The organism is Nonomuraea sp. NPDC003707 (genome assembly GCF_053587055.1).
The window spans coordinates 287987-311527 of record NZ_JBSFNK010000010.1 but is presented as its reverse complement, the minus strand read 5'-3'; the positions used below and the strand labels follow the sequence as shown (position 1 = coordinate 311527).

Below are 23541 nucleotides of genomic sequence, written 5' to 3'. Positions count from 1 at the left end.
GCAGGTCCGGGGCCGGCCTGCGGGCCGTCCGCCGTGTGGACCCCGTTCCAGGCAGGTGGCCCCGCCCGGTGTACGGACGGGGCCACCCCCTACCGGGAGGGGGCGTAACCGGCGGGCCGGGTGGTGAACGTGCCACGGCCCTGCGTACGGCTGCGCAGCCGGGTCGCGTACCCGAACACCTCGGCCAGCGGCACCACGGCGGTGATCACCACCGTCCCGGCCCGTGCCGACGAGCCCGAGATCCGGCCGCGCCTGGCGGCCAGGTCGCCGAGCACGGCGCCGGCCGCGTCGTCGGGCACGGTGACCGTGACCTCCACCACCGGCTCCAGCAGCTCCATGGCGCTGGCCCGCAGCGCCTCGCGCAGCGCGAGCCGCCCGGCCGTGCGGAACGCCAGGTCCGAGGAGTCCTTCGGATGGGTGGCCCCGTCGGTCAGCGTGACCCGCAGGCCGGTCACCGGGTGGCCGCCGAGCGGGCCGTCGGCCAGGGCGTCCCGGCAACCGGCCTCCACCGCGCGCACGTACTCGCGCGGCACCCGGCCGCCGACGACGGTCGAGGCGAACGCGAAACCGCCTCCGTCCAAGGCACTGTCCAAGGCGCCGTCCAGCGGCTCCACGTCCAGCACGACGTGGGCGAACTGCCCGGCGCCGCCGTCCTGCTTGACGTGCCGGTACAGCAGCCCGGACACGCCGCGCACGACCGTCTCCCGGTGGGCCACCTGCGGCCGGCCCACGGCGACGTCCAGGACGTGCTCGCGCCGGAGCTTGTCCACCGCGACCTCCAGGTGCAGCTCGCCCATCCCGGACAGCAGCGTCTGCCCGGTCTCGGCGTCCGTACGGACCGCCAGCGACGGATCCTCCTCGGCCATCCGCGCCAGCCCGGAGGCCAGCCGGTCGGCGTCGGTGCTCCTGCGGGCCTCGACCGCCACGGACACCACCGGCTCGGCCGTGCTCGGCGGTTCGAGCACCAGCGGCGCGCCGGGCGCGCACAGCGTGGTCCCGAGGCGGGCCGACTTGAGGCCGACGACCGCGACGATGTCCCCGGCCGTCGCCAGGTCCACCTCGGTGTGCCGGTCGGCCTGCACGCGCAGGATGCGGCTGACGCGCTCGGTGCGCCCCGCGCCGGTATCCAGCCCGGTGACCAGCCCAGTGACCAGTACCGTGTCCCCCTTCCGCATCGTTCCCGAGTAGATCCGCACGTAGGTCAGCCGCCCGGTGGCGGTGGCGTTCACCTTGAACGCCAGCGCCGCCAGCGGCGCCTCCGGGTCGGCGGCCCGTTCCGCGCCGTCCTCGCCGCGCACCGGCGGCACGTCCAGCGGCGACGGCAGGTACGCCACCACGGCGTCGAGCAGCGGCTCGATCCCGCGGTCGCGGTAGGCCGACCCGCAGAGCACCACCAGGCCCGCGCCGCTGCGCGTGAGGTCGCGCAGCGCGCCGGCCAGCGTCCCGTCGGAGATCGACGGCCGCACGCAGAACTCCTCCAGCGCGCCGGCGTGCAGCTCGGCCACCGACTCCTCGAGCAGCCGGCGCCGCCGCCGCGCCTCCGCCAGCAGGTCCTCCGGCACCGGCCCGGCGGAGCAGCCCCCGCCCGCCCACACCAGCGAACGCATCCGCACCAGGTCGACGACCCCGGTGAACCGGCCCTCCTGCCCGATCGGCAGCTGGACCACCAGCGGGGCCTTGTGCAGCCGGCGGCGGATCGACTCGACGGCCGTGTCCAGGTCGGCGCCGGCCCGGTCGAGCTTGTTGACGAACGCGATGCGCGGCACGCCGTACCGGTCGGCCAGCCGCCACACGGACTCGCTCTGCGGCTCGACGCCCGCGACGGCGTCGAACACCGCGATCGCCCCGTCCAGCACCCGCAGCGAGCGCTCCACCTCGTCGGAGAAGTCGACGTGGCCGGGGGTGTCGATCAGGTTGACGCGGTGCCCGTCCCAGGCGAAGCTCACCGCGGCGGCGAAGATCGTGATGCCGCGGTCGCGCTCCAGGGGGTCGAAGTCGGTGACGGTCGTGCCGTCGTGCACCTCACCGCGCTTGTACGTGGCACCGCCCAGGAACAGCATGCGCTCGGTGACGGTGGTCTTGCCGGCATCGACGTGGGCGAGGATGCCGAGGTTGCGGACGATGGCAAGGGAATTGTCAGGTATTCGGGGACGCACGGCCCAAGACCCTTTCGGGAGGATTCTTCAGCGGGACAGCGCGATTCCCCTGACGAAAGGCCAGGCGGCGGGTGTCGTCAGGGCGTCGTCCAGTGGCGGCCGCGCAGCCGGCACCGGGACGACGGAGACACCAGGATCACCTCGTAGCGCGACGGGGGAATGACGGCAGCGGTGCTGTTGCGCACGGCCGTACTCCTCTCCCTCGTCGATGATCAGTGGCGAGTGTAGTGAACCGGCGGCGGGTGGAGAAAGCGATTTATCGCGTGCGTGCGAGGTTCACCACGCGGTCGCCTCGCTGACCCCGATGTGCGGCTCAGCCGTCATTTCCGCATGTCGACATAGGCGTGAGACGCTTTCAGGGAAGGACCCGCGCCCATGACGATCTCTCTTGACACCGGTCGCTACACGATCGGCATGGCCACCGGCCCCGCCGACGTCCAGGCCGCGCAGCGGCTGCGGCACGAGGTCTTCGCCGAGGAGATGGGGGCGCGGCTCGACAGCCCGGTCTCCGGCCTCGACGTGGACAGGTTCGACGCGTACTGCGACCACCTCCTCGTGCGCGACGGCCGCGAGGTCGTCGGCACCTACCGGCTGCTTCCGCCGGGGCGCACGGAGCGGCTCTACTCCGACGGCGAGTTCGACCTGGCCAACCTCGCGCCCATCAGGAAGGGGCTGGTCGAGGCGGGCCGCACGTGCGTGCACCCCGACCACCGGGGCGGCGCGGTCGTCGCGCTGATGTGGGCGGGCATCGCGCGCTACATGGTCTCCGGCGGTCACCAGTGGCTGGCGGGCTGCTGCTCGGTGCCGCTCGACGACGGGGGCGAGGTGGCCGCCGCCGTGGTGGAGCGGGTGCCGCTCGGGCCGGAGGAGTACCGGGTCACGCCGCGCGTGCCGTGGCGTCCCCGGGCCGCGGTGCGCTCCGACCGGTTCGTGCCGCCCGCCCTCCTGCGCGGCTACCTGCGGCTGGGGTCGTGGGTGTGCGGGGCGCCCGCGCACGACCGGGACTTCGGCACCGCCGACTTCTTCGTCCTGCTCTCGATGGCCAACGTGAACACCCGCTACCTGCGCCACTTCCTGGGAGAGCCGCTGTGAACACGGCCGTCGACATCCTGGCCCCGGCCCCCGCTTCGGCGCCGGCTCCGGCGGCCGCCCCCGGCCCCTGGCACCCGTTCGCCCCGTGCACCGCGCAGGCCTGCCTCGCGCCCGCCGCCCGCGCGACCAGGCCCTTCCTCCTGGTCGCCCGCCTGTGTGCCGCGCTCCTCGTGGTGCTCGCCGGGGTGCCGGTGTCCCTCGTGGGGCGGGTACGGACGGCGTGGCGGGCGAAGCTGACCATGGCCTGGGCACGGCTGCTCCTGCGCGCGCTCGGGATCCGGCTCGAGATCACCGGCGCCCCGGCCGTCTCGGACGGGGGAGCCCTGGTCGTGGCCAACCACGTGTCCTGGCTCGACCCGCTGGTCGTCGCGGCCACGCTGCCGTCCAGGCCGCTGGCCAAGCGCGAGATCGGCGAGTGGCCGGTCATCCGCACGCTGGCGAAGGGCTCGGGGGCGCTGTTCATCGACCGGGAACGGCTCTCCGCGCTGCCCGCGGCCGTGGCGGCCGTCGCGGACGCGCTCAGGGAAGGCGACACCGTCGTCGCCTTCCCTGAGGGCACCACGTGGTGCGGGCGGGGGATGGGCCGGTTCCGGCCCGCGGTGTTCCAGGCGGCCGTCGACACGGGCGCCGCGGTCCGCCCGGCCACGCTGCGCTACCGCGAAGGGACGGTGACCTCGACCCGCGCCTGCTACGTCGGTGACGACTCGCTGCTCGCCTCCATGGTCCGGGTGGCCGGGACCCGCGACCTGGTCGTGGAGGTGACGCTGTCCGCCCCCGTACCGCCCGTGCGGCTGGAAGGCAGGCGGTCCGAGCCCCGCGCGGCGCTGGCCAGGATGGCCGAGGCCCGCGTCCGCACCGGGGTTGACGATCTTGTCCACGCCGCTGCCACCAGGCATCAGCGCTGAGCGGGACCTCGTACGGGCCGAGATCGGGAGACGAGGCTCAGAGGGCAGGCAGGGGCACGCCGGCGCCGGCGGCTGCGCTGACCGAGCCGGGGATCATCGACGAGTAGCCCTCCTCGTCGGGGGACCGGTGGCTCCGTGCTCTTTCCGCGGCGGATCCGTACCTCCTCCGTGGCGATCAGGGGGTCCCCACGGATGTCCCGGCCGGTCGCGGCAGGCCAGAGTCGCAGGCAGCGAACCGACGACGAGAGGCTCCCATGATCAGGCACGCCACCTTCGTGGCCGAGCACGTGTACGCCGTCCCGCCGGTCGAGGTCTTCTCCGCCTGGGCCGACCCGGCCGTCAAGGCCCGCTGGGCCGGCGGTCCCCCCGGCTGGAACCCGGGCCTCCACCTGGACTTCCGCGTCGACGGGGTGGAGCGGTACCACGGCAGCCGGGCCGGCGGTCCCGCGCACACGGTCCAGGCCCGCTACCTCGACATCGTGCCGAGCAAACGCATCGTCTACAGCTACGACGTGCTGCTCGACCAGGTACGCGTCCTGGTCTCGCTGGCCACGATCGAGTTCGCCCGGCACGGGCCGGGCACCAGGCTCGTCCACACCGAGCAGGCCGCCTTCCTCACCGAGGACGACACCTCCCAGCTCGAGCAGCACATGCGCGAGGCGCTGAAGTCGCTGGAGGCGGAGCTGGGCGGGCCGGCGCCACCAGTCACCGGGCGGGACTCCGCCAGGCCCGCGCCACCGGCCGCCCGGCGGGACGCCCCCGGGCCTCTGCCCAGCGGGGAGTCGCGGTCATGATCACCACCGCCCGCGCGGCCGCGCGGACGCCGATCGTCACCGGGGCGCTGCTGGTGCGGATGGCCACCGTGGTGGCCTCCTCGATCGGGTTCTTCCTGCCGTTCGCCGTCGTCCCCGAGTACGCCGAGCGGTCGGCGGGCGCCACCGTCGCCGGCGCCGCGAACGCCGCGCTGCTGGTGACCACCGTGGCCGTCGAACTGGCCGCACCGGCCCTGGTGGCCAGGCTCGGCTACCGGTGGGCGCTCGGCCTGGGCCTCGTCGCCCTGGGCGGGCCCACTCTCGTGCTGCTGACGTCCTCGGACGCCGCGGCCATCATCGCCGTCAGCGCGCTGCGCGGCGTCGGATTCGCGGTCACGGTCGTGGCGGGCGGCGCGCTCACCGCCGAGCTCGTGCCGGCCGAGCGGCGCGGCGAGGGGCTCGCGCTGGTGGGCCTGGTCAGCGGGGTCAGCGCGCTCCTGGCGCTGCCCGCAGGCACGTGGCTCGCGCAGGTCGCGGGCTACGACGCCGTCTTCGTCGCCACCGCCGCAGTCCCCGTCCTGTCCGTCCTCACCGTCCCGTTCCTGCCGGGCCGTCCGGCGGTCGCGGGGCGGGCCGCGGGGGTGATGGCCGGGCTGCGCGCGCCGTACCTGATGTGGCCGGCGGCGGTGTTCGCCGCGTCGGCCGCCGGGACCGGGATCCTGTGCACCTTCGTGCCGCTCGCCGTACGCGGCGGACCCGTCTGGGTCGCGCCGGCCGCGCTGCTGGCCCAGTCGGCCACCGCGACGCTGGCCAAGTGGGTCGCCGGCCGCGTCGGCGACCGTCGCGGGCACGAGGGGCTGCTGCTCGCCGGGCTCGTCCTGTCCTCGGCCGGGATGGCCGCCGTGTCGCTGACGCACTGGAGCCTGAGCGTCGTCGCCGGAGCCGCCGTCTTCGGCGCCGGGTTCGGCGTCCTGCAGAACGCCACCATGACCGTCATGTACGGGCGCGTCCGTCCGGAGATGTTCAGCACCGTCAGCGCCCTGTGGAACGCCGCCTACGACAGCGGCATGGCCGCCGGCGCGTTCGCGGTCGGCCTCCTGGCACCCCTGACCGGCTACCCGCCTGCGCTGCTGGTCACCGCGGCCCTGATGGCGCTCGCCGGCGTCTTCGTCCCCCGGGCCCGCAGGGCCCCCTCGGCCCGTGTGGAACCATGATGACGCAACTCACCGTGAGGACATCCGCCGGCGTACGGCGTCGGTGGGCAGTGTCGTCGACGGTGTCCGCGCCGCCGCCGCCCGCGGTGACCTTCACCTGCAACGTCGTGGGCCTGGCCGGCCTGGCCGGCGTGGCCGTGCTGGTCCTGGTGCTCGTCCTCGTCAGGCGGGGACCGGACGGCTGACCCGCTGGAGCGACGGCTCCGTGGTGAGGGCCGCCTCGGTGCTCCGGCAACCCACGCAGTAGCGATAGAGGTCCACCCGGGTGAGCGTGCCGGCCGGGTTGTACCGCCGTTTGCAGTAGGCGCGCCAGATACCTGTCGCCTCGAGTCTGGCGCCCGCCTCCTGGCACTTGGCGCACGCGTTGGGGTTGTAGTGCGAGGAGTCGAAGTACCAGTCGGCCGACAGCGAGCCGTCTCCGCAGGTGACCGCGAGCGCCACGTTCGATGACGCCTGGTCGGCGCTCGCCGTCCCGCCCGCGAGCAGCGCGATGGCCGTGCTCAGCATTGCCGCCGTGCTCAGGACGATGGTCGGCCTCTTCGATCGCGATCCGGTGTGTGCCATGTCCGCCTCCTCAGGTTTCCCGCACTGATTCTCGGCACGGGGAACAGGGCCGACCAGGGCAGCAGCAGGGCATTCAACGGACTTTCTGCCGGGCCGGCGGCTCAGCGCCGGGGAACGATCTTGAGGGACTTCACCAGCGTGTCGACGTCCGGCCACAGGCGCCGGTGCGTGTCGGGAATGGTGATCCACAGGATCGCGGGCCGGGCGCGTCCCGTGTCGACCGCGATGACGACCGACAGCTCCTGCCGGGCCTTGCGGCCGTCCGGGCTCGGCGGCATCCGGATCATCCGGGCGAGCAGCCAGCCACGCCGTACCGGCTGCGAGGCGATGTCACGGCCCGTCGTCCCGGAGGGGAAGGCGCTGCCCTGCTTGTAGTCCAGCATCGCCCGGGCGGCGTCGTAGAGGCTGTCGCCGGCGTCGAGGTCGGACCACAGGTGCTGGGAGTCGATGTCGGCCCACCACTCGCGATCGCCGTCCGTGCCGTAGGTCTCGGTCAGCAGCGTCTGGCGGAGGTTGTAGCGGCCGTCCTGGATGGGGCCGTCGCCGATCGGGCGGCTCGGCCGCCACGGGGAGCCCAGCTCGGCGAACGACAGGCCGGCCCTGGGGTCGGTCACCCTGTCGATGACGGGCGAGCCCTGGCCCGGCCGGCGGGGGAGCTTGACGACGCTCCCCTCGGGGATCCTCGTGACCGCGAGCCCGCTCGGCGACGGGGTGGCCGTCGCGAGGGTGGGGGTGGGCGCCGGCTCGGCGGACGCGGGACTCGGCGGAACAGCCGTCACGCTCGGGGGAGGGCTCGGCATCGGACGGGGCTCCCGGGCGGATCCGCCGCCGACCGCCATGGGGAGGCCGATGACGAGCTCGGCGAGGAGGACCGCGGAGCCGAGGAGCGGGACCCACCTCGGGAACGGCGCCAGGAGCCGCTTCATGCGGTCGGAGGTGCGCGGCATGGGTCAGCCCTCCCGGGGGATCAGGGTGAGGCCGGCGAGCCGGGCCTGCTCGACGCTCTCGCGCAGGGACGCCTCGAGGAGCTCGGCGCGCTCGGCCAGCTCGCCGACCTCGCCGGCCGCCAGGTCGTCGCGTACGGTCCTGGAGAGCAGCTCGCGGTAGGCGTCGCCGTCATCCGCCAGGTCCCGCAGGGTCCGCCACTCCGCGTAGACCTCCTCGGCCTCCTCGGTACGCCGCGCGTACTCCTCCAGGGAGGAGATCCGCCGGGCCAGCGCGCGGGTCGCCACGTCGAGCGCCTCCTCCTGGGATTCGAGCATGGCGGCGATGCGCTCGGTGACACGTCCCGACCGCGCGTCCGCCTGCTCGCGCCGCAGCCGGGTCAGCTCGGTCAGCGTCTCGGCGATCTCCCACTCCTGACGGGGCAGGATCACCCGGTTGGCGATGCCGTCGAGCAGGCCGTCCCGATCGAGCCTGGACCGCAGGACCGTCGCGGTGGCGGCCACCGTCCGCTCCAGCAGCGCTGCGTCCAGCGGTTCCAGCATCGCGGCGGTCACGTACCTGCCGCGGTGGCGGCGGCCGTACCCCGCCACCGGCGACTCGCCCGCCAGCGCCAGGAGCGCGAGGAAGGCCGTTGCCTGCACGGCCAACCCGGAGAGGAAGAACGCCGTGAAGCCGTACCGGATCCAGACGCCGAGCATGGCCCCCTGCAGCAGCAGCCCGGTGAGGAGCACGATCCGGCCACGGTGGGCCAGGCCGACGACGAGGGGGAGGAAACCCCACAGCGCCGACTGAGGCAGGACGGCCAGGACGTCACCGAGCGTCCGCCCGCCCCAGGCGGGCCGCTCGGGAGCAGGCGGCAGGAGCTCCGGCCGGGTGGCCATCAGCCGGCGGTGCCCCTCGGGGAGGCCGGGGTCGAGGACGATCGCGCTCACGAACCGTGACTATCCCCACAAGCCGTTTCCGCGCGCTTGCGGGTCACTTGCACGTCGGGTGATCCATGGGATTTCCTGACCGGATGAGTGCCGAGCCGTCGTGGGTGAAGGCCTGGACGGGTGGGCTGCCCGCCGTTCATGTCGGCAACGCCGCCGAGTTCAACGCCGCCTTCGGCGGGATACCGGCCGCGCGTGACCACTACTCGTGCCTGGCGGCCTTCGCCGGTCCGCGGCCCGCCCTCGTCGTGCTGCCGCTGCCCGTGCCGGAGTGGTGGGTCCGGCACCTGGCCGAGACGCTGGGCTGGGACGAGGTGCGGGTACGCGGCGGGATCGCGGCGGACGGGCAGGTGTCGGCGGCTCTGGCGGGCCTGCCCGAGCTCGTCCCGCCCGGGATGGCGGTGCTCTCCTGGGGCCGCACGCCCGCGTTCGACCGGATCCGGCCCGCTCCCGCGGGGGTGATGGAGTGCGTCCGCCGCTTCGAGTCCAAACGCGGCTCCCACGAGCTCTTCCGCGAGCTGGCTCCGGGCCATCGCGGGATCCGGATCGCGGCACAGCGCCGGATCGCCGCACGCCGGGAGCTGCGAGGGGCGGCCATGCCGTACGTGCTCAAAACCGAGTACGGAGTGGGCGGCACGGGCACCCAGGTCGTGACGACGTCCCCGCCGCCCCGCAGGGTGCGCGGCCTGCTGCTGGAGGAGTACATCGCGGGCATCGCCAACCCCACGTTCGACGCCGTCGTCGCCGCCGACGGGCAGGTGCACCCGGTCGGTACGGGCGCGATGGCGATCGACGGCACCCGCTACCAGGGCGTCACCGTCGGACCCGGCACGCTGCCCGCCGAGCAGGCGCGGACCGCGGCCGCGTTCGGCGCCGACGTGGGTGCGGCACTGGCCCGCCACGGCTACCGCGGCTGGTACGACGTGGACTTCGTGGCCGACCGGGCGGGCCTGCTGGCGCCCACCGAGATCAATCTGCGGCTCACCGGACCCTGCGCGGCGTTCACCATTCAGACGGCGCTGGACGGCCTGCACGGCGCCGGGCACCTGGTGCGCACCCTGGACTGCCTGCCGCTGGGCGCCCGGCTGCCGTCGACCGCGCTGCGCGAGCACGTCACGCGGCTGGCCGCGCACTGCCGGGAGCTCGGCGCGATCCTCCTGGTCACCATCCCGACCGCCGCGTTCGACCCCTTTCCCTACCTGGGGATCGCGCTCGCCGCCCGGACGATCCGGGAGCTCGACGCGGCGGAGCGGGCCGTGCGGGCCGCCAACGAGGCGCTCGGCGCCATGTTCAGCGCCGTCCGTTGGTGACGAAGGCGACGAGCACCGCCGCGGCGATCATCAGGGTGACGTTGAACCCGTAGACCAGGGCGGCCTGTTGCGGCCAGTCGGTCTTGGCGGCCAGGCGGTAGAAGTTGTCCTGCGGCCACCACGCCAGCAGCAGCCAGGCGAGCGCCAGCCAGGCCGCCGTGGTCAGCGGTGCGGAGCGGCCCCGTCGGGCCAGCGCCGAGCGGCCCCGCAGCAGGACCATCACGCCCAGTCCGAACGAGGCGCACTCGAAAAGGTAGAGCCCGAAGAACAGTGCCGCCCACGGCAGCGGCACACCGGACAGGTCGGTGGAATAGGGCCAGAAGACATTGGTGGTCGAAAAAGCCAGGAAGCCGAACAGGAGCGTGCCCCCGACCACCATCGACCCGCTCCCGGCCGGCGCACCGCCGCCCTTGCCGCCCGCGGGCCGCTGCCCCTCCACCACCGGCAGGGGCAGCGCCGCGACGTCGATCTCGCCCTCAGGCGTGCGCGGCAACGCGGGTACCACCGCGACCACCTCGGGCAGCCGCCGCCGCGGCACCAACTCCGTCAGGAACTCGGTGACCCGTTCCCGGTCCTTCTCGTCGGCCACGACGTAGGCGATCAGCTGCTCGCCCTCGACCACGACACACTCGGTCACCGCCGGATGCCCGCGTAAGCGCTGTTCGAGCTCGCCTTCGGTCAAAGCCGCCCCCGTCAGTCCCGCCGCCGGGCCACTCGGCCCGTCGATCAACGGTACTCCGCGCCGCCGCCACCGGGATCTCCCGCCGGGAACCTGTGGCTCGCCCGGACGTTCTAAAGTGCAGGCCGACCCAAGGAGATCCGCGGTGGAAAATCTGTTCCAGTACTTCCCGCTGCTGTTCGTGGCGGTGGGCATAGTGATCGTTCTGGGCTCGATCAAGGGGACCGTCGACAGCAGGCAGTTCGTACAGCGGGCGCAGCGGGTGCCGGGCGTGGTCAGCGACGTCCGGACCACGTTCACGGGGCAAGGGGAGCACCTGAGGGCGAGGCAGCGGCCGGTCCTGACCTTCACGACCCTGGAGGGGCAGGAGATCACCACCGAAGCGGCGACCACCTCCGGCCTCGGCGTCGGCAACGAGACCGAGGTGCTCTACGACCCGCAGAACCCGACCAGGGCCGTGCCCGCGGCCAACCCCGGCGGAGGCTACGGCGGGATCATCGTCGGATGCGTCGCCGTCGTCATCGGCCTGGCCTTCTTCGCGGGCTTCTCCGGCTTTGCCGCCTCCTCCGGCCCGGGGGAGAGCGACCGGCAGGGCGACCGGCAGACCCAGTGCGAGATGCAGCGGCCCGATGGCTCCTACGAGCCCATCGACTGCCCGCCCGATCTCGACCTCGGCGAGTGATCCCGACGCTCAAATCCGCCGGTCCCGGCGGGTGAAGGTCTAGGACCCGCAATTCAGGGCAGTTCGCCGGTTTTGACGAGCTCTTGGGAGAAGTCATGACCGAAGCCGGAGCCAAGGCGAGACAGGCGGCGGACAGCCCTGCCATGGACAGGCTGGCGCGGGTCGGGCTGGTCTGCCGCGGTGTGCTGTACGGGCTGATCGGGGTGCTGGCCGTGCAGATCGCGTTCGGGGACGGCGGGCGGGAGGCCGACAAGAGCGGGGCGATCAGCACGGTCGCGTCGCTGCCGTTCGGGGCCGTGATCTTGTGGGTCATGGTCGTGGGGTTCGCCGCCCTGTCCCTGTGGCAGGCGTCGGAGGCGATCTTCGGCGCCCACGGGCTCAAGGACCGGGCGGAGGCGGCCGGCCGGGTCGTGGTCTACGCGTTCGTGTGCACCGCGCTGCTGACCATGCTGCTGACGCACGAGACCGCCTCCGACGACCAGCGGACCCAGGACCTCACGGGAAAGCTGCTCGACCTGCCCGCGGGACAGGTCCTGGTGGGCGCGATCGGGCTCGGTGTCGTCGCGCTCGGCGTCTATTGGCTGCGGTACGGCGTCAAGAAGGAGTTCCGCAGGGAGCTCAGGCCGATGCCGAGGCGGGCCGGCTCGGTGATGGACCGGCTCGGGCTCGCCGGCTACCTCGCGCGCGGGCTGATCGCCGGGCTGGCCGGCGTCTTCCTGGTCCAGGCGGCCGTCACCTTCGACCCGGACAAGGCCGGGGGCATCGACGCCACGCTCAGGGCGTTCGCCGACACTCCGGCCGGGCCCTGGCTGCTGGCGGTGGTGGCCCTCGGGCTGCTGCTGTTCGCCGGATACTGCTTCGGAGAGGCCCGCTGGCGGCGTACATGAGGCTGGACGACTGGTTTCTCACCGGCCCCGAACGCGGGAACGACGCGACCAGGCTCGCGCCCTGGACGGAGGGCAACCTGGTGCGCCCGCTCGTCCACGGCGCCACCTACTTCGCCGAGCTCGCCGCGCGGCTGGCCGGCCTCGGCGAGGACGACCTGCTGCTGTTCTCCGACTGGCGCGGCGACCCCGATGAGCGGCTCACGCCGGACGGCCCCGAGGTGGCGGCCGCGATGGCGCGGGCGGCCCAGAGGGGAGCCCTGGTCCGAGGGCTGATCTGGCGCTCGCACCTGGACTTCCTGCGCTTCAGCTCGGCCGAGAACCGGCACCTCGGCGAGGACATCGAGGCGGCCGGCGGGCAGGCGCTGCTCGACACCCGGGTGCGGCGTGGGGGCTCGCATCACCAGAAGTTCGTCGTCCTGCGCCATGACCGGGGACCGGGCCGGGACGTGGCGTTCGTCGGCGGCATCGACCTGTGCCACAGCCGCCGCGACGACGCCGAGCACCTGGGCGACCCGCAGGCGGCGCCGATGCCCGGCGCGTACGGCGATCGCCCGCCGTGGCACGACGTCCAGGTGGCGATCAGCGGCCCGGCGGTGGCCGAGGTGGAGAAGGTCTTCTGCGAGCGCTGGGAGGACCCGGCGCCGGAGACCCGCCAGCCGTTCAGGCGGCTGCGTGACCGCATGACCCGGATGGCCGACGTGCCGCCGCTGCCGGAGCCCGGCCCCGCGCCGCCGGCGGCCGGGACGCATGCCGTGCAGCTCCTGAGGACCTATCCCCACCTGCGCCACGCCTATCCGTTCGCGCCGAAGGGGGAGCGCAGCGTGGCCAGGGCGTACCGCAAGGTTCTGACGCGGGCGAGGTCGCTGGTCTACCTGGAGGACCAGTACCTGTGGTCCACGGAGGTGATCGAGCCGTTCGCCGAGGCGCTGGAGCGGGAGCCGGGCCTGCGCATGATCATCGTGGTGCCCCGCCATCCCGACCAGGACGGCTGGCTGGCCGGCCCGGCCAGCCTGATCGGCAGGTCGGAAGCGCTGGCCAGGCTGACGCGCGCGGGCGACGGCCGGGTCGCGATCTACGATCTGGAGAACCACCGGAGCACGCCGGTGTACGTGCACGCCAAGGTCTGCGTGGTCGACGACGTGTGGGCGAGCGTCGGCTCCGACAACGTGAACCTGCGCTCGTGGACGTTCGACTCCGAGCTGAGCTGCGCCGTCCTCGACGCGCAGCCCGACCCGCGTCCGCCCTCGGGAGCCCGCAGGTTCGCCAGGGAGCTGCGGCTCACGCTCGCCGCCGAGCACCTGGACCGCGACCCCGGCGACCTGGACGATCTGCTCGACCCGGAAAGCGCGTACGAGGCGTTCGCCGGGTCCGCCGCGCGGCTCGAGGCCTGGCACCGGCACGGCTGCCGGGGGCCCCGCCCGCCGGGCCGGCTGCGCCCGCATCCGCGGCCCGGGCTCGACCGCGTCCGCCGGGCGCTGGCCATGCCGCTGTACCGGATCGTCGTGGACCCCGACGGGCGGCCCTCGCGTTTACGCAGGTCGAACAAGTTCTGAGCGCCGCCGCCTCCGTGCGTACAGGATCGCCCGGGCGGCCATGACGACGCAGCCCACGCCGAGCAGCGCGCCGCAGACCACGTCGGTGAGGAAGTGCATGCCGCGGTAAAGGCGCGACAGGCCGACGGCGAGCGGAGCGGCGATTCCGAGCGCCCAGATCAGCACCTGGAGCGCTCTGTTGCGGACATGCGTGGTCAGGACGAGCGCCATCCCGCAGTAGAACGCGACGGCGGCGCTGACATGCCCCGACGGGAAGCTGGAGGTGGGCGGGGCCGGGTCGATGTGCCGCACGGGCGGCCGGTGCCGGCCGACGGCCTCGGTGACGGCCAGGAAGATGAGGGACTGGCTCCAGACGGCCGCGACGATGAAGATCGATTCGCGCAGGCGCCGGTAGACCAGTCTGAAGACGATCGCGGCGATCACGGTGAGCGCCACGATGTACGGGGTGTCCGACAGGCTGCTGCCGAAGTCGGTGAGCGTGTTCCACAGCGAGGTGCGGCCGGCGGCCAGGCTCCGGCTCACCGACGCCTCACCGGTGGGCCAGGCGAGGATCGCCCTGCCCACGCCGTACGTCACCGCGGCCATCAGGATCATCGGCAGCACGATCGATAACGCGTAGCGCTTCACTTCTTCTCATCGCCCGCTTTCACGAACTCGGGTTCCACTCCCTCGACCGGCGGCGAGGCGGGCCTGCGTCCCTGCTCGCGCCGCCACGTCTCGAACGCTGCCGCCGTCGCGGCGATCACGGCCACCCCCAGCACGATCCCGGCGACCACATCGCTCACCCAGTGCACGCCGAGCGCGATCCTCGTGTAGCCGACGGACAGCACCAGGAAGCAGGCGACGGCCCAGGCCACCACCCGCCCCCACCGGGGCAGCAGGGGCAGGACGAGCAGGACGAGCACTCCCGCGCCGAGCGTCACGTTCACCGCGTGGCCCGACGGGAAGGAGTCGCCCGGCGCCAGCGCGACGGGGTCCGGAAGGTGCGGCCTGGCCCGGGCCACGATGATCTTGAGTGCCAGGCCGAGCAGCCCGCCCACGGTGATGGTGGTGACCGCCCAGACGGCCAGCCTCGGCGCGCCCTTGTAGAGCAGCCAGACGGCGTACGCGATGACCGCGACGCGCCACGGCCACGGCCCGAACAGATCCGTCCACACGATGAGGAACCTCGTCACCTCGGGATGGGTGAGCGCATACGCGTGCAGATCCCGCGCGGCTCCCGCGTCCAGTCCGTCGACGGGCATCTTGGCCACGACGAGCAGCAGGGTGAACGGGACCATGATGAGCGCCACCGCCAAGCTGGCGAGCGTCAGCCGCCATCCCAGTGCGCGGTCGCCGTGGATACTCATTCGCGCACGGCTACCCCGGCACGCGGGATTGATTCCTCCGCCTGAAATCCGGCGCCCGGGGTAGTCCGGAACGCATGTCCCCCATCGTGGCCGTCGTCGCGCACCGCAAGAAGACCCTCGGCGCGGGTCTGGACAGGTTACGCGTGCTCATCACCGAGGAGGGCGTCGCCGAGCTCCTCTGGTACGAGGTGCCCAAGAGCAAGAAGGCGCCCAAGAAGGTCCGGCAAGCCCTCGATCAGGGCGCCGAGCTGGTGTTCGTCTGGGGTGGCGACGGCATGGTGCAGCGCTGTGCCGACGCGATGGCCGGCTCCGGCGTGCCGATGGCCGTGCTCCCCGCGGGGACGGCGAACCTGTTCGCCGCCAACCTCGGCATCCCCGCCGACCTCGACGAGGCGGTGCGGATCGGCTTCCACGGCCGGCGGGAGAAGCTGGACCTGGGGGTGCTCAACGGCGAGCACTTCGCGGTGATGGCGGGGGCCGGGTTCGAGGCCGAGATGGTCGCCGACGCCGGCGGGCGGGCCAAGAAGCGGCTCGGCAAGCTGAGCTATGTCAAGGCGGCCGTCCGGCACGTCGGCGAGCCGCTCGTGCCGATGAAGATCAAGATCGACGGGACGACCTGGTTCGAGGGCCGGGCGAGCTGCCTGCTGCTGGGCAACGTGAGCACGATCGCCGGCGGCGTCCAGGCGTTCGACGACGCGCGGCCGGACGACGGCTGGCTGGAGGTCGGCGTCTCGACCGCCCAGGGACCGCTCGAATGGGCGCGGGTGATCGGCAGGATGGCCGCGGGGCGCTCCGACGACTCGCCGCTCGTCCGGATCACGCGGGCCAGGAAGGTGTCGGCCCGGTTCGGGGTGCCGCTGACGTACGAGCTCGACGGCGGGGAACGCGAGCCCACCCGACGGCTCAAGGCCGAGGCCGCCGCGGGCGCGCTCACGGTCTGCCTGCCACCGGGTTGACGATCTTTCCCGAAATTCCTACTGTTTATGTAGGTATTATCACGGGAGAGCGGGGGGTCGGGGTGAGCGCTGTCGCGGTGATCGGGGCCGGTCCCACGGGGACGTCCGTCGTGGAGCGGATCTGCGCCAACGCTCCCGAGCTGCTCGGAGACCACGTGCTGGACGTGCACGTGGTGGACCCGTACCCGCACGGCGCGGGCCGGGTCTGGCGCGCGGGCCAACCGGACCTGCTGTGGGCCAACTCGGCGGCGGCCGACATCACGGTCTTCACCGACGGGTCGGTGCGCTGCGAGGGCCCGCTCCGTCCCGGGCCGTCGCTGGCCGAATGGCTCGGGAGCGAGCCCGGGTACTTCGCGCCGCGCCCGGTCCTCAGCCGCTATCTCTCCTTCGCCTTCGGTCAGGTGGTGCGGACCGCGCCGCCCAACGTACGGGTGCGCCTGCACCGGGCCACCGCCGTCGGCCTGGCCGACGTGCGCGGGGGCCAGCGGGTGGAGCTGTCCGGCGGGGGAGCGCTGGAGGTGGACGCGGTGGTGCTCGCGCAGGGCCACCAGGGCGCGCTGCCCTCGCCGCCGGAGGCGGAGGAGCTCGCCTTCGCCGCCCGGCACGGCCTGTCCTACCTCCCCGCCGGGTACGCCGCCGACCTCGACCCAGGCGTGATCCCGGCCGGGGAGCCGGTGCTCGTACGGGGGGCCGGGCTGGCGTTCGCCGACCTGCTGGCGCTGCTCACGTCCGGACGCGGCGGGCGCTTCACCGAACACGGCGGTGAGCTGCACTACGTGCCCGGCGGGTCCGAGCCGCGCCTGTACGTGGGGTCGCGCAGGGGAGTGCCGTACCACGCCAAGGCCGGCTACCGGCTCGCCGCGCCGCCGCCCGGCCTGCCCGGGTTCGTCACCCCGGGCACGCCTGCCGGGGAGCTGCGGCGGGCGGTGGCCAAGGAGCTGGCGTACGCGTACTACTTCGAGCTGTTCAACGGGCACCCGTCGCGGACCCGGATCGGCTGGGACGCGTTCGAGCCCGCCTTCGCGCAGGCCGAGTGGGGCGGGAAGGAGATGCGCGCGCTCGTCACCAGGTCGGTGCCGCGCTTCGCCGACCGGCTGCGGCTGGACCGGCTGGAACGGCCGCTGCACGGGATGCGCTTCGGCGACCTGGCCGGGCTGGGGCGCTGGATGGGCGGCTACCTGACGGCCGACCTGGAGCGCCGGGCCGACCCGGCGCACAGCGCGGACCTGGCCCTGATCCACGGCCTGAACGCGCTGCGCGGGGTGGTGCCGGCGGATCCCTGGTTCCAGGGCCTGTACAACTACCTTGCCAGCGGCCCGCCCGCGTCCCGGCTGGCCGAGCTGCGGGCGCTGGCGCGGGCCGGGGTGGTCACGTTCCTGGGCGAGGGCATCCGGGTCGGGCGGGACGAGCGGGCGGGGGTCTGGCGGGCGGTCAGCACGAGCGTGCCCGGCGCGGTGGAGGCGCGGGCGCTGGTGGAGGCCCGGTTACCGGAGCCGACCGTGGCCCGCAGTACCGACCCGCTCCTCGGCGCGCTCTTCGCCCGGGGCGAGTGCCGCGAGGAGTCCGGCCTCCTGGACGTCCGCCTCCCGGACCGCCGCCTCGTCGCCCGCACCGGCGCCGTCCACCCCCGCCGCTTCGCCCTCGGCCCGTGGACGGCGGGCGGCCCCGGCACGGCCGGATTCGCCCGCCCGGGCGTCGACGCCCCGCTGTTCCGCCAGACGGACGCCCTGGCCCGCACCCTTCTGAGCGTCACGACCGCCGCCCGCCTCAGCCCGGCGGCGTAGCGGAGCGGCGGGCGTTGTTCAGCTCGGGGCGGGCTGGGGCTCCGGTGCGTCCGCCGAGTGAGTGGCAGTGGCGGTGGCCGTGCGGACGAAGGCGGCGACGGCCGGTGAGCGGCTGTGGTGCGGCCAGGCCAGGGTGAGGGTGAGCGGCGCCAGATCGCTGACGATCCGGTACGCGATGCCGGGCCGGGGGTGGCGCGGCGCGACCGAGGCCGGGGGGAACCAGACGATGCTGCCCACCTCGACCAGGTTGAAGATCTCTGCCAGGTCCAGGCGTCTCGGCCGGGTCCCTGCCGTCGCCGGGCAGGCTTCCCGGCCGTCGGCGGGTGTCCCGTCGGGGAGGACCCTGCCGGTCAGGTCGGCCAGGCGCAGGCGCGAGCGGGAGGCCAGCGGATCGGAGGCGGCCAGCGCGACCAGCCGGGGCTCGGTCAGCAGCGGTTCGACGTCCAGGCCACGTGCGTCAAGGGGTTCGTCAAGGGGCGCGGGCACCAGGGCGACGTCCGCGCGGCCGTCGTGCAGCGCCGACAGTTGCTCCCCCTTCCCGCCCAGCACGAGCTCCACCGGTAGGGCGGCCGGCTCGCTCCGGTACGCGGCGAGGATCCGCGGCAGCAGCCCGCCGTCGTAGTCGGCCTTCAGCGCCAGGCGCAGCCCGGGGTCGGACCGGCCGGCGTGCCGGGCCCGCCGGGCGGCCGCGGTCACCGCGTCGAGCGCGATCCGGGCGTCGCGCAGCAGGGTCTCGCCGGCGGGGGTGAGCGCGACGTGGCGCGTGGTGCGCTCCAGCAGCGGCACGCCCAGCTGCCGCTCCAGGGCCCGGATCGCGCGGGACAGCGGCGGCTGCGCCATGCCGAGCCGCTCGGCCGCGCGCCCGAAGTGCAACTCCTCGGCGACGGCCACGAAGTAGCGGAGCTGCCGGACCTCCAGGTCATTCATACCTCGACAGTATCAATGGTGATCGGATCGGTCCTTCAGGTCTGCCGCGGCGCCGGGTTGACTGGGCTCTCGTCCTTCCCGTCCATACTTCCCTCCAGGGGTTTTCATGATCGTCGTCACTACGCCCACCGGTAAGATCGGCCGCCAGGTCCTCGACCGCCTCATGGCCGCCGGCGCACCCACCCGGGTGATCGCGCGCGAGCCCGACCGGCTGCCCGCCGCCGTGCGCGCGTACGCCGAGGTCGTCGAGGGCTCGCACCGCGAGCTCGACGTGGTCACCAAGGCGTTCGCCGGCGCCCGCACCGTCTTCTGGCTGGTGCCGTCCGACCCTCGCTCCGCGAGCGTCGATGCCGCCTACGCCGGCTTCAGCCGCCCCGCGTGCGAGGCCATCACGGCCCAGGGGGTCGAGCGGGTGGTCGGAGTCTCGGCCCTGGGCCGCGGGACGGCGGTGGCCGGGAACGCCGGGTACGTGACGGCGTCCCTCGCCATGGACGACCTGATCGCGAGCACGGGCGTGAGCTACCGGGCGCTGGCGATGCCCTCGTTCATGGACAACCTGCTGCGCCAGGCCGAGCTGATCAGGAACCGGTCCATGTTCACCTCGCCGATCTCCGGCGACCACAAGGCTCCGAGCTGCGCCACGCGCGACATCGCCGCGGTCGCCGCCGATCTGCTGCTCGACGACACCTGGAGCGGTGTCGAGGAGGTCCCGGTGCTCGGCCCCGAGGACCTCTCCTTCGAGGACATGGCGCGGATCATGTCCGAGGTGCTGAGCCGCCCGATCCGCTTCGAGCAGTTGTCGGGCGAGGCGTTCAAGGCCGGGCTGGTGGGGTCGGGGATGTCCGAAGTGATGGCCCAGGGAATGCTCGACATGGCGCTGGCCAAGGACGCCGGCCTCGACAACGGCGCCGTCCGCGCCCCTCGGACGAGCACCCCCACCACCTTCCGCCAGTGGTGCGAGGACGTGCTCAAGCCGGTCGTCCTCGCCTGACGGCGGTGCTCACACGCTGCGCAGGACCGAGACCACGATGCCCAGCACCACGGCGCCGTCGCCGTCGATGACGTCGTAGGCGGGGTTGCGCGGTTCGAGGAAGACGTGCCCGCCGCGCCGGCGGAACACCTTGACCGTGGCCTCGCCGTCGATCATGGCGGCGACGATCTGGCCCGAGTGGGCCTCGGGCTGCTGCCGCACCACGACCATGTCGCCGTCGCAGATCGCGGCGTCGATCATCGAATCGCCCCGCACGCGCAGGGCGAACACGGTGCCGCGCCCGGTGAGGTCGCGGGGCAGGGTCAGCGTGTCGTCCACGTGCTCGTCGGCCAGGATGGGGGTGCCCGCGGCGATGTCGCCGACCACGGGCACGCTCACCACGTCGCCGGCGGGCTCCGGCGCCGAGGCCCGCAGGAACAGGCGCACGTCGATCGGCCGGGTCATGGTCGCGCCCCGGCGCAGGAACCCCTTCTCCTCCAGGCTCTTCAGGTGCTTCGACACCGAGGAGGACGACCGCAGCCCGACCGCGTGGCCGATCTCGCGCGTGCCCGGGGGATAGCCGTACCTGACCACCCAGTCGCGGATCATGGCCAGGATCCGCTGCTGGCGCGGCGGCAGGGCCGAGAAGTCCAGATACTCGAACGCGTCAGGATCGTCGAAGGTGGTCACCTGCGAAATGCTAGAGGCAGGCCCGGCTAGGCGGTCACCTGCAACACGATCTTGCCCTGGATGTGACCCTGTTCGGCCCGTTCGTGCGCCTTGGCCGCGTCCCGGAGCGGGAAGACGGAGTCGACGCCGACCCGGAGGCGGCCCTCGTCCATCAGCCGGGCCAGCTCCGCCATCTGAGTCCCGTCCGAGCGCACCTGGCCCCCGCGCTTCTCGATGCCCCGCCGGGCCATCTCCTCCTCGCCGTACTCCCCGAGGAAGACGGGGCTGTAGACGCCGCCGTCCCTGATCGCGGGCAGCAGCCGGTACGCCTGGGGCCCGCCGACGGTGTCGAGCACGTAGTCCACGTCCCGGACCACCTCCCCGACGGCCGCCCGCGTGTAGTCGACGAACTCGGCCACCCCCAGATCCTTCAGGAACGCCTCATGGCGCCCGGAGGCGACGCCGATCACGTGGCAGCCGGCGTCGGCGGCGAGCTGCGCGGCGAAGTGCCCCACGCCGCCGGCCGCGCCGTTCACGAGCACCCGGCTGCCCGGCTCGAGCTTGATGTAGTCGAACAGGAACTGGTAGGCCGTGAGCCCCGCCATCGGCACGCCCGCCGCCCGCAGGTGATCGACGGACTCGGGCTTCCTGGCGAGGTCCCCGGCGGGCGAGGTGGTGTACTCGGCGTACGCCCTGGCGTCCAGGCTCGGGAAGCGGAGCAGGCCGAACACCTCGTCCCCCACCTGCCACTCGGTGACGCCGGGCCCGAGCGCGGCCACGACCCCCGACACGTCGGTCCCCGGCGTGTACGGCAGGGGCAGCTCCGGCCGCCGGTCCTCGGGGATGAGGGTGAAGCCCTTCCGGGCGTACCAGTCCGGCGGGTTCATCCCGGCGGCGTGGACGCGGACCAGGACCTCGCCCGGCCCCGGCTCGGGCCGGGCGATCTCCTCGTACACGAGCACCTCCGGGCCACCCGGAGCGTGGAGGCGCACGGCATGCATGGTCGCGGGCATGGGTTCTCCCAACGGAATCGGCTCCACTATGATGTGGAGCAGTGCTCCGGATAATAACTGGAGCACTGCTCCACTTGTCAATGGAAGGACCGTGCATGCCGGGCGAATCACCGGATACCGCCGCGCCGAAAACCTCCCCCGAGCTGCGCGCCGACGCGCGGCGCAATCGGGAGCGCATCCTCGCCGTGGCGCGGGTCGTCGTCGAGGAGCAGGGGACCGAGGCGTCCCTGCGCGACATCGCCCGGCGCGCGCAGGTCGGGCTCGGGACGCTCTACCGGCACTTCCCCACCCGGGAGGCGCTGCTGGAGGCGCTGCTGCGGCAGAGCTTCGACCGGCTCGCCGCGCGGGCGCAGGCCCTGGGCGAGAGCGAGGCGCCGTACGAGGCGCTGGTGGCGTTCCTGGAGGACCTCATCGGGGGCGCGGCGGCCTACCGGGGGCTGGCCGCGTCCATGATGGCCACGATCAACGACGAGGAGTCCCCGCTGCACGCCTCGTGCGCGGCGATGCGCTCGGCGGCCGGCCACCTCCTGGAACGCGCCCAGGCGGCCGGGCGCATCCGGGCCGACGTCGGCGGGACGGACGTGTTCGCGCTGGCCAACGCGCTCAGCTGGATCACCGACCAGGCGCCGTCCCTCGCCTCGCGCCGCGACCACCTCTTCGCGATCGTCATGTCCGGCCTCACCGCGCGGTCATGAACCCGCTCGATCAACGGGTGACGTGACCGACGCGGAAGAAGCCGTCCGGGTCGTAGGCCCGCTTGACCTCGCGCAGCCGCCGGAAGTCGCCGGTCGTGTACGCCGCCGCCGTCCTTGCCGGGTCGGCCAGGAAGTTGAGGAACGTGCCGCCGTTGGCGTACGGGCGCAGCTCCTCCGCCAGCCCCGGCACGACGGTGTCCACGATGACCGACAGCTTCGTGCCGCGGTGGCTGACCGGGCCGGCGTCCCGGCCGGGGCGGGCCATCGCGCCGCCCCAGTGGCGGATCTCCACGGTCTGCGCGTGCTCCGCGGCCCGCACCAGCGTGCCGATCACCTCGTCGGGCACCGACTCGAACATGTCCATGTGCCGGTTGGGCGTGCCGCCCATGGAGGTGGCCGCGTACGTGCTGGGGCGCGTCTCGTCCAGCAGCGCCGGTCCGGCCGCCCGCCACAGCGGCGCGAGCAGCCGCCTGGCCTCCTCGGCCTCGCCGGCGTGCACCACCTTGACCATGACGACGTGCCTGCCGCGCACCGCCTCCGGCGCGTCCTCGGGCATCCGCCTGAGCACCACCGCCGTGCTGATCTCGTCGGGGGCGTCCTCGATCCAGCTCCGGTACGCGGTCAGCGTCTCGGCCGCCGCCTCGATCGGGAAGTACGCGAACCCCGAGAACACCCGCTCGACCGGGTGGAGGCGGAACTCCAGCGAGGTGACGACGCCGAACCCGCCACCGCCGCCGCGCAGCGCCCAGAACAGCTCGGGGTGGCTGTCCGCGCTCGCCACGACGTGCCGGCCGTCGGCCAGCAGCACCTCGGCGCGCACCACGCTGTCGGCCGCGAACCCGTGCTTGCGCGCCAGCCACCCGAGCCCGCCGCCGAGCGTGTAGCCGGTGACTCCGACCGACGGCGACGACCCCGACAGCGGCGCCAGCCCGAACGGCGCGGCGGCCGCGACCACCTCGCCCCAGAGCGCTCCCGGCCCCACCCGGGCGATCCGCCGGTCCGGGTCCACCAGGACCGAGGCCATGGGGGAGGTCCTGGCCAGGACGCCGCCGTCACACGCCTCGTGCGTGCCGTGCCCGGTCGCCTGCACCGCGAACGGCACCCCGTGCTGCCGCGCCGCCAGCAGCGCGCCGCGCAGGTCGGCCACGCCGTACGCCTCGGCCACCAGGGCCGGGTGGGCGTCCACGCGCGGGTTGAGCGAGCGGCGCAGCTCCTCGTACCCGGCCTCGCCCGGCAGGTGGACGGCCCCGGCGAACCCGGGGAGCGTGATCTCGTCCTGGATGGTGTACGGCTGGCTCATCTCTCGGCCCTTCTCTCCTGTGATCTGAGATCACTGTGCTGGAGGGCGCTTACGGCTTCATTCCCGTCGGCTTACCGCGGCCCTTAAGTCCCGAGGATCCTCGCAAGCGGCGGTGACAGAATCCGCCCGCCGTCTCCGTCTCCGGTACGCCGCGGGACGTAGGGGCCCGCGCGCCGCCGCCCCCCGCACTACACCGCCGGTCGTACGGCC

24 protein-coding genes are annotated in these 23541 nt (G+C 73.7%); 13 read left to right on the top strand and 11 right to left on the bottom strand.

Translation table 11 applies throughout. The annotated features are described in order from the left end of the window. Positions 1–89 precede the first annotated feature (89 nt). Positions 90–2156, bottom strand: a complete 2067-nt coding sequence (gene fusA / locus ACWDRB_RS27405; RefSeq protein WP_449898211.1) for an elongation factor G — start codon at positions 2154–2156, stop codon at positions 90–92. Positions 2157–2531: 375 nt separating this feature from the next. Here fusA and ACWDRB_RS27400 point away from each other — a divergent pair, with 375 nt between their 5' ends. The 5 genes from ACWDRB_RS27400 to ACWDRB_RS27380 all read left to right on the top strand — a co-directional run bounded on the left by ACWDRB_RS27400 (position 2532) and on the right by ACWDRB_RS27380 (position 6304). After that, on the top strand, positions 2532–3248 hold the full coding sequence (locus tag ACWDRB_RS27400; RefSeq protein WP_449898209.1) for a GNAT family N-acetyltransferase: 717 nt from the start codon (positions 2532–2534) through the stop codon (positions 3246–3248). Beyond that, a complete protein-coding gene (locus ACWDRB_RS27395) occupies positions 3245–4153 on the top strand; it encodes a lysophospholipid acyltransferase family protein (RefSeq protein ID WP_449898207.1) in 909 nt (302 codons plus the stop codon). Before ACWDRB_RS27400 ends, ACWDRB_RS27395 begins: the two co-directional genes overlap by 4 nt. Before the next feature lie 254 nt (positions 4154–4407). Further along, the gene (locus tag ACWDRB_RS27390) at positions 4408–4947 is read left to right on the top strand and encodes an SRPBCC domain-containing protein (RefSeq protein WP_449898205.1); all 540 of its coding nucleotides are present in this window, start codon (positions 4408–4410) and stop codon (positions 4945–4947) included. Beyond that, entirely contained in the window at positions 4944–6119 is a 1176-nt protein-coding gene (locus tag ACWDRB_RS27385; RefSeq protein ID WP_449898203.1) for an MFS transporter, read from the top strand. The genes ACWDRB_RS27390 and ACWDRB_RS27385 overlap by 4 nt, the downstream gene beginning before the upstream one ends. A gap of 14 nt (positions 6120–6133) precedes the next feature. Then, a complete protein-coding gene (locus tag ACWDRB_RS27380) occupies positions 6134–6304 on the top strand; it encodes a hypothetical protein (RefSeq protein ID WP_449898201.1) in 171 nt (56 codons plus the stop codon). On the opposite strand, the gene ACWDRB_RS27375 is transcribed toward ACWDRB_RS27380, so the two are convergent. From ACWDRB_RS27375 to ACWDRB_RS27365, 3 genes are all read right to left on the bottom strand, one after another. Next, entirely contained in the window at positions 6282–6683 is a 402-nt protein-coding gene (locus tag ACWDRB_RS27375; protein ID WP_449898199.1) for a hypothetical protein, read from the bottom strand. The two genes, ACWDRB_RS27380 and ACWDRB_RS27375, sit on opposite strands and share 23 nt — an antisense overlap. A gap of 101 nt (positions 6684–6784) precedes the next feature. Continuing rightward, positions 6785–7630, bottom strand: coding sequence for a hypothetical protein (locus ACWDRB_RS27370; RefSeq protein ID WP_449898197.1), 846 nt, complete (start codon positions 7628–7630; stop codon positions 6785–6787). A gap of 3 nt (positions 7631–7633) precedes the next feature. Beyond that, positions 7634–8560, bottom strand: a complete 927-nt coding sequence (locus ACWDRB_RS27365) for a hypothetical protein (protein ID WP_449898195.1) — start codon at positions 8558–8560, stop codon at positions 7634–7636. 83 nt (positions 8561–8643) lie between these two features. Between ACWDRB_RS27365 and ACWDRB_RS27360 the strand changes: the two genes are divergently transcribed. Next, positions 8644–9867: a hypothetical protein gene (locus ACWDRB_RS27360; protein ID WP_449898193.1), complete on the top strand. Its 1224-nt coding sequence runs from the start codon at positions 8644–8646 to the stop codon at positions 9865–9867. On the opposite strand, the gene ACWDRB_RS27355 is transcribed toward ACWDRB_RS27360, so the two are convergent. Further along, the gene (locus ACWDRB_RS27355; protein WP_449898190.1) at positions 9848–10597 is read right to left on the bottom strand and encodes an AMP-binding enzyme; all 750 of its coding nucleotides are present in this window, start codon (positions 10595–10597) and stop codon (positions 9848–9850) included. The genes ACWDRB_RS27360 and ACWDRB_RS27355 overlap by 20 nt on opposite strands. A 94-nt stretch (positions 10598–10691) precedes the next feature. On the opposite strand from ACWDRB_RS27355, the gene ACWDRB_RS27350 reads away from it, so the two are divergent. The 3 genes from ACWDRB_RS27350 (at position 10692) to ACWDRB_RS27340 (ending at position 13668) form a co-directional block, all read left to right on the top strand. Then, complete coding sequence (locus ACWDRB_RS27350; RefSeq protein ID WP_449898188.1) at positions 10692–11228, top strand: DUF3592 domain-containing protein; 537 nt, start codon at positions 10692–10694, stop codon at positions 11226–11228. A gap of 95 nt (positions 11229–11323) precedes the next feature. Beyond that, complete coding sequence (locus ACWDRB_RS27345; protein ID WP_449898185.1) at positions 11324–12115, top strand: DUF1206 domain-containing protein; 792 nt, start codon at positions 11324–11326, stop codon at positions 12113–12115. Continuing rightward, positions 12112–13668 carry a phospholipase D family protein gene (locus tag ACWDRB_RS27340; RefSeq protein WP_449898182.1) on the top strand — a complete coding sequence of 519 codons (1557 nt, stop codon included), beginning with the start codon at positions 12112–12114 and terminating at the stop codon, positions 13666–13668. The genes ACWDRB_RS27345 and ACWDRB_RS27340 overlap by 4 nt, the downstream gene beginning before the upstream one ends. Here ACWDRB_RS27340 and ACWDRB_RS27335 read toward each other — a convergent pair. Both ACWDRB_RS27335 and ACWDRB_RS27330 read right to left on the bottom strand, forming a co-directional pair. Next, on the bottom strand, positions 13645–14295 hold the full coding sequence (locus tag ACWDRB_RS27335) for a phosphatase PAP2 family protein (protein WP_449898180.1): 651 nt from the start codon (positions 14293–14295) through the stop codon (positions 13645–13647). The two genes, ACWDRB_RS27340 and ACWDRB_RS27335, sit on opposite strands and share 24 nt — an antisense overlap. After that, entirely contained in the window at positions 14292–15017 is a 726-nt protein-coding gene (locus ACWDRB_RS27330; RefSeq protein ID WP_449898177.1) for a phosphatase PAP2 family protein, read from the bottom strand. The genes ACWDRB_RS27335 and ACWDRB_RS27330 overlap by 4 nt, the downstream gene beginning before the upstream one ends. Before the next feature lie 74 nt (positions 15018–15091). Here ACWDRB_RS27330 and ACWDRB_RS27325 point away from each other — a divergent pair, with 74 nt between their 5' ends. Then, on the top strand, positions 15092–15973 hold the full coding sequence (locus tag ACWDRB_RS27325; RefSeq protein WP_449898175.1) for a diacylglycerol/lipid kinase family protein: 882 nt from the start codon (positions 15092–15094) through the stop codon (positions 15971–15973). 62 nt (positions 15974–16035) lie between these two features. Then, positions 16036–17757, top strand: a complete 1722-nt coding sequence (locus ACWDRB_RS27320) for an FAD/NAD(P)-binding protein (RefSeq protein ID WP_449898173.1) — start codon at positions 16036–16038, stop codon at positions 17755–17757. 18 nt (positions 17758–17775) lie between these two features. Here the strand turns inward: ACWDRB_RS27320 and ACWDRB_RS27315 are convergent, their stop codons facing one another. Continuing rightward, positions 17776–18684, bottom strand: coding sequence for a LysR family transcriptional regulator (locus ACWDRB_RS27315; RefSeq protein WP_449898170.1), 909 nt, complete (start codon positions 18682–18684; stop codon positions 17776–17778). Between the two features lie 106 nt (positions 18685–18790). Between ACWDRB_RS27315 and ACWDRB_RS27310 the strand changes: the two genes are divergently transcribed. Further along, the gene (locus ACWDRB_RS27310) at positions 18791–19675 is read left to right on the top strand and encodes an NAD(P)H-binding protein (RefSeq protein ID WP_449898168.1); all 885 of its coding nucleotides are present in this window, start codon (positions 18791–18793) and stop codon (positions 19673–19675) included. A 9-nt stretch (positions 19676–19684) separates the two neighbouring features. Here ACWDRB_RS27310 and lexA read toward each other — a convergent pair whose 3' ends face one another. Next, positions 19685–20293 (bottom strand): transcriptional repressor LexA, encoded by a 609-nt coding sequence (lexA, locus tag ACWDRB_RS27305; protein WP_449898378.1) that lies wholly within the window; start codon positions 20291–20293, stop codon positions 19685–19687. Between the two features lie 77 nt (positions 20294–20370). Beyond that, entirely contained in the window at positions 20371–21336 is a 966-nt protein-coding gene (locus ACWDRB_RS27300; protein WP_449898166.1) for an NADP-dependent oxidoreductase, read from the bottom strand. A gap of 95 nt (positions 21337–21431) precedes the next feature. On the opposite strand from ACWDRB_RS27300, the gene ACWDRB_RS27295 reads away from it, so the two are divergent. Further along, positions 21432–22031, top strand: coding sequence for a TetR/AcrR family transcriptional regulator (locus ACWDRB_RS27295; RefSeq protein ID WP_449898163.1), 600 nt, complete (start codon positions 21432–21434; stop codon positions 22029–22031). A 10-nt stretch (positions 22032–22041) separates the two neighbouring features. Here ACWDRB_RS27295 and ACWDRB_RS27290 read toward each other — a convergent pair whose 3' ends face one another. Continuing rightward, positions 22042–23331, bottom strand: coding sequence for an FAD-binding oxidoreductase (locus ACWDRB_RS27290; RefSeq protein ID WP_449898161.1), 1290 nt, complete (start codon positions 23329–23331; stop codon positions 22042–22044). Positions 23332–23541: the final 210 nt, after the last annotated feature.

Coding starts and splice junctions, on each gene's coding strand:
- ACWDRB_RS27400 (WP_449898209.1), top strand. CDS start 2,532: ATGACGATCTCTCTTGACACCGGTCGCTACACGATCGGCATGGCCACC.
- ACWDRB_RS27370 (WP_449898197.1), bottom strand. CDS start 7,630: ATGCCGCGCACCTCCGACCGCATGAAGCGGCTCCTGGCGCCGTTCCCG.
- ACWDRB_RS27325 (WP_449898175.1), top strand. CDS start 15,092: ATGTCCCCCATCGTGGCCGTCGTCGCGCACCGCAAGAAGACCCTCGGC.
- ACWDRB_RS27300 (WP_449898166.1), bottom strand. CDS start 21,336: ATGCCCGCGACCATGCATGCCGTGCGCCTCCACGCTCCGGGTGGCCCG.
- ACWDRB_RS27330 (WP_449898177.1), bottom strand. CDS start 15,017: ATGAGTATCCACGGCGACCGCGCACTGGGATGGCGGCTGACGCTCGCC.
- ACWDRB_RS27345 (WP_449898185.1), top strand. CDS start 11,324: ATGACCGAAGCCGGAGCCAAGGCGAGACAGGCGGCGGACAGCCCTGCC.
- ACWDRB_RS27375 (WP_449898199.1), bottom strand. CDS start 6,683: ATGGCACACACCGGATCGCGATCGAAGAGGCCGACCATCGTCCTGAGC.
- ACWDRB_RS27385 (WP_449898203.1), top strand. CDS start 4,944: ATGATCACCACCGCCCGCGCGGCCGCGCGGACGCCGATCGTCACCGGG.
- ACWDRB_RS27290 (WP_449898161.1), bottom strand. CDS start 23,331: ATGAGCCAGCCGTACACCATCCAGGACGAGATCACGCTCCCCGGGTTC.
- ACWDRB_RS27340 (WP_449898182.1), top strand. CDS start 12,112: ATGAGGCTGGACGACTGGTTTCTCACCGGCCCCGAACGCGGGAACGAC.
- ACWDRB_RS27360 (WP_449898193.1), top strand. CDS start 8,644: ATGAGTGCCGAGCCGTCGTGGGTGAAGGCCTGGACGGGTGGGCTGCCC.
- ACWDRB_RS27310 (WP_449898168.1), top strand. CDS start 18,791: ATGATCGTCGTCACTACGCCCACCGGTAAGATCGGCCGCCAGGTCCTC.
- ACWDRB_RS27315 (WP_449898170.1), bottom strand. CDS start 18,684: ATGAATGACCTGGAGGTCCGGCAGCTCCGCTACTTCGTGGCCGTCGCC.
- ACWDRB_RS27390 (WP_449898205.1), top strand. CDS start 4,408: ATGATCAGGCACGCCACCTTCGTGGCCGAGCACGTGTACGCCGTCCCG.
- ACWDRB_RS27295 (WP_449898163.1), top strand. CDS start 21,432: ATGCCGGGCGAATCACCGGATACCGCCGCGCCGAAAACCTCCCCCGAG.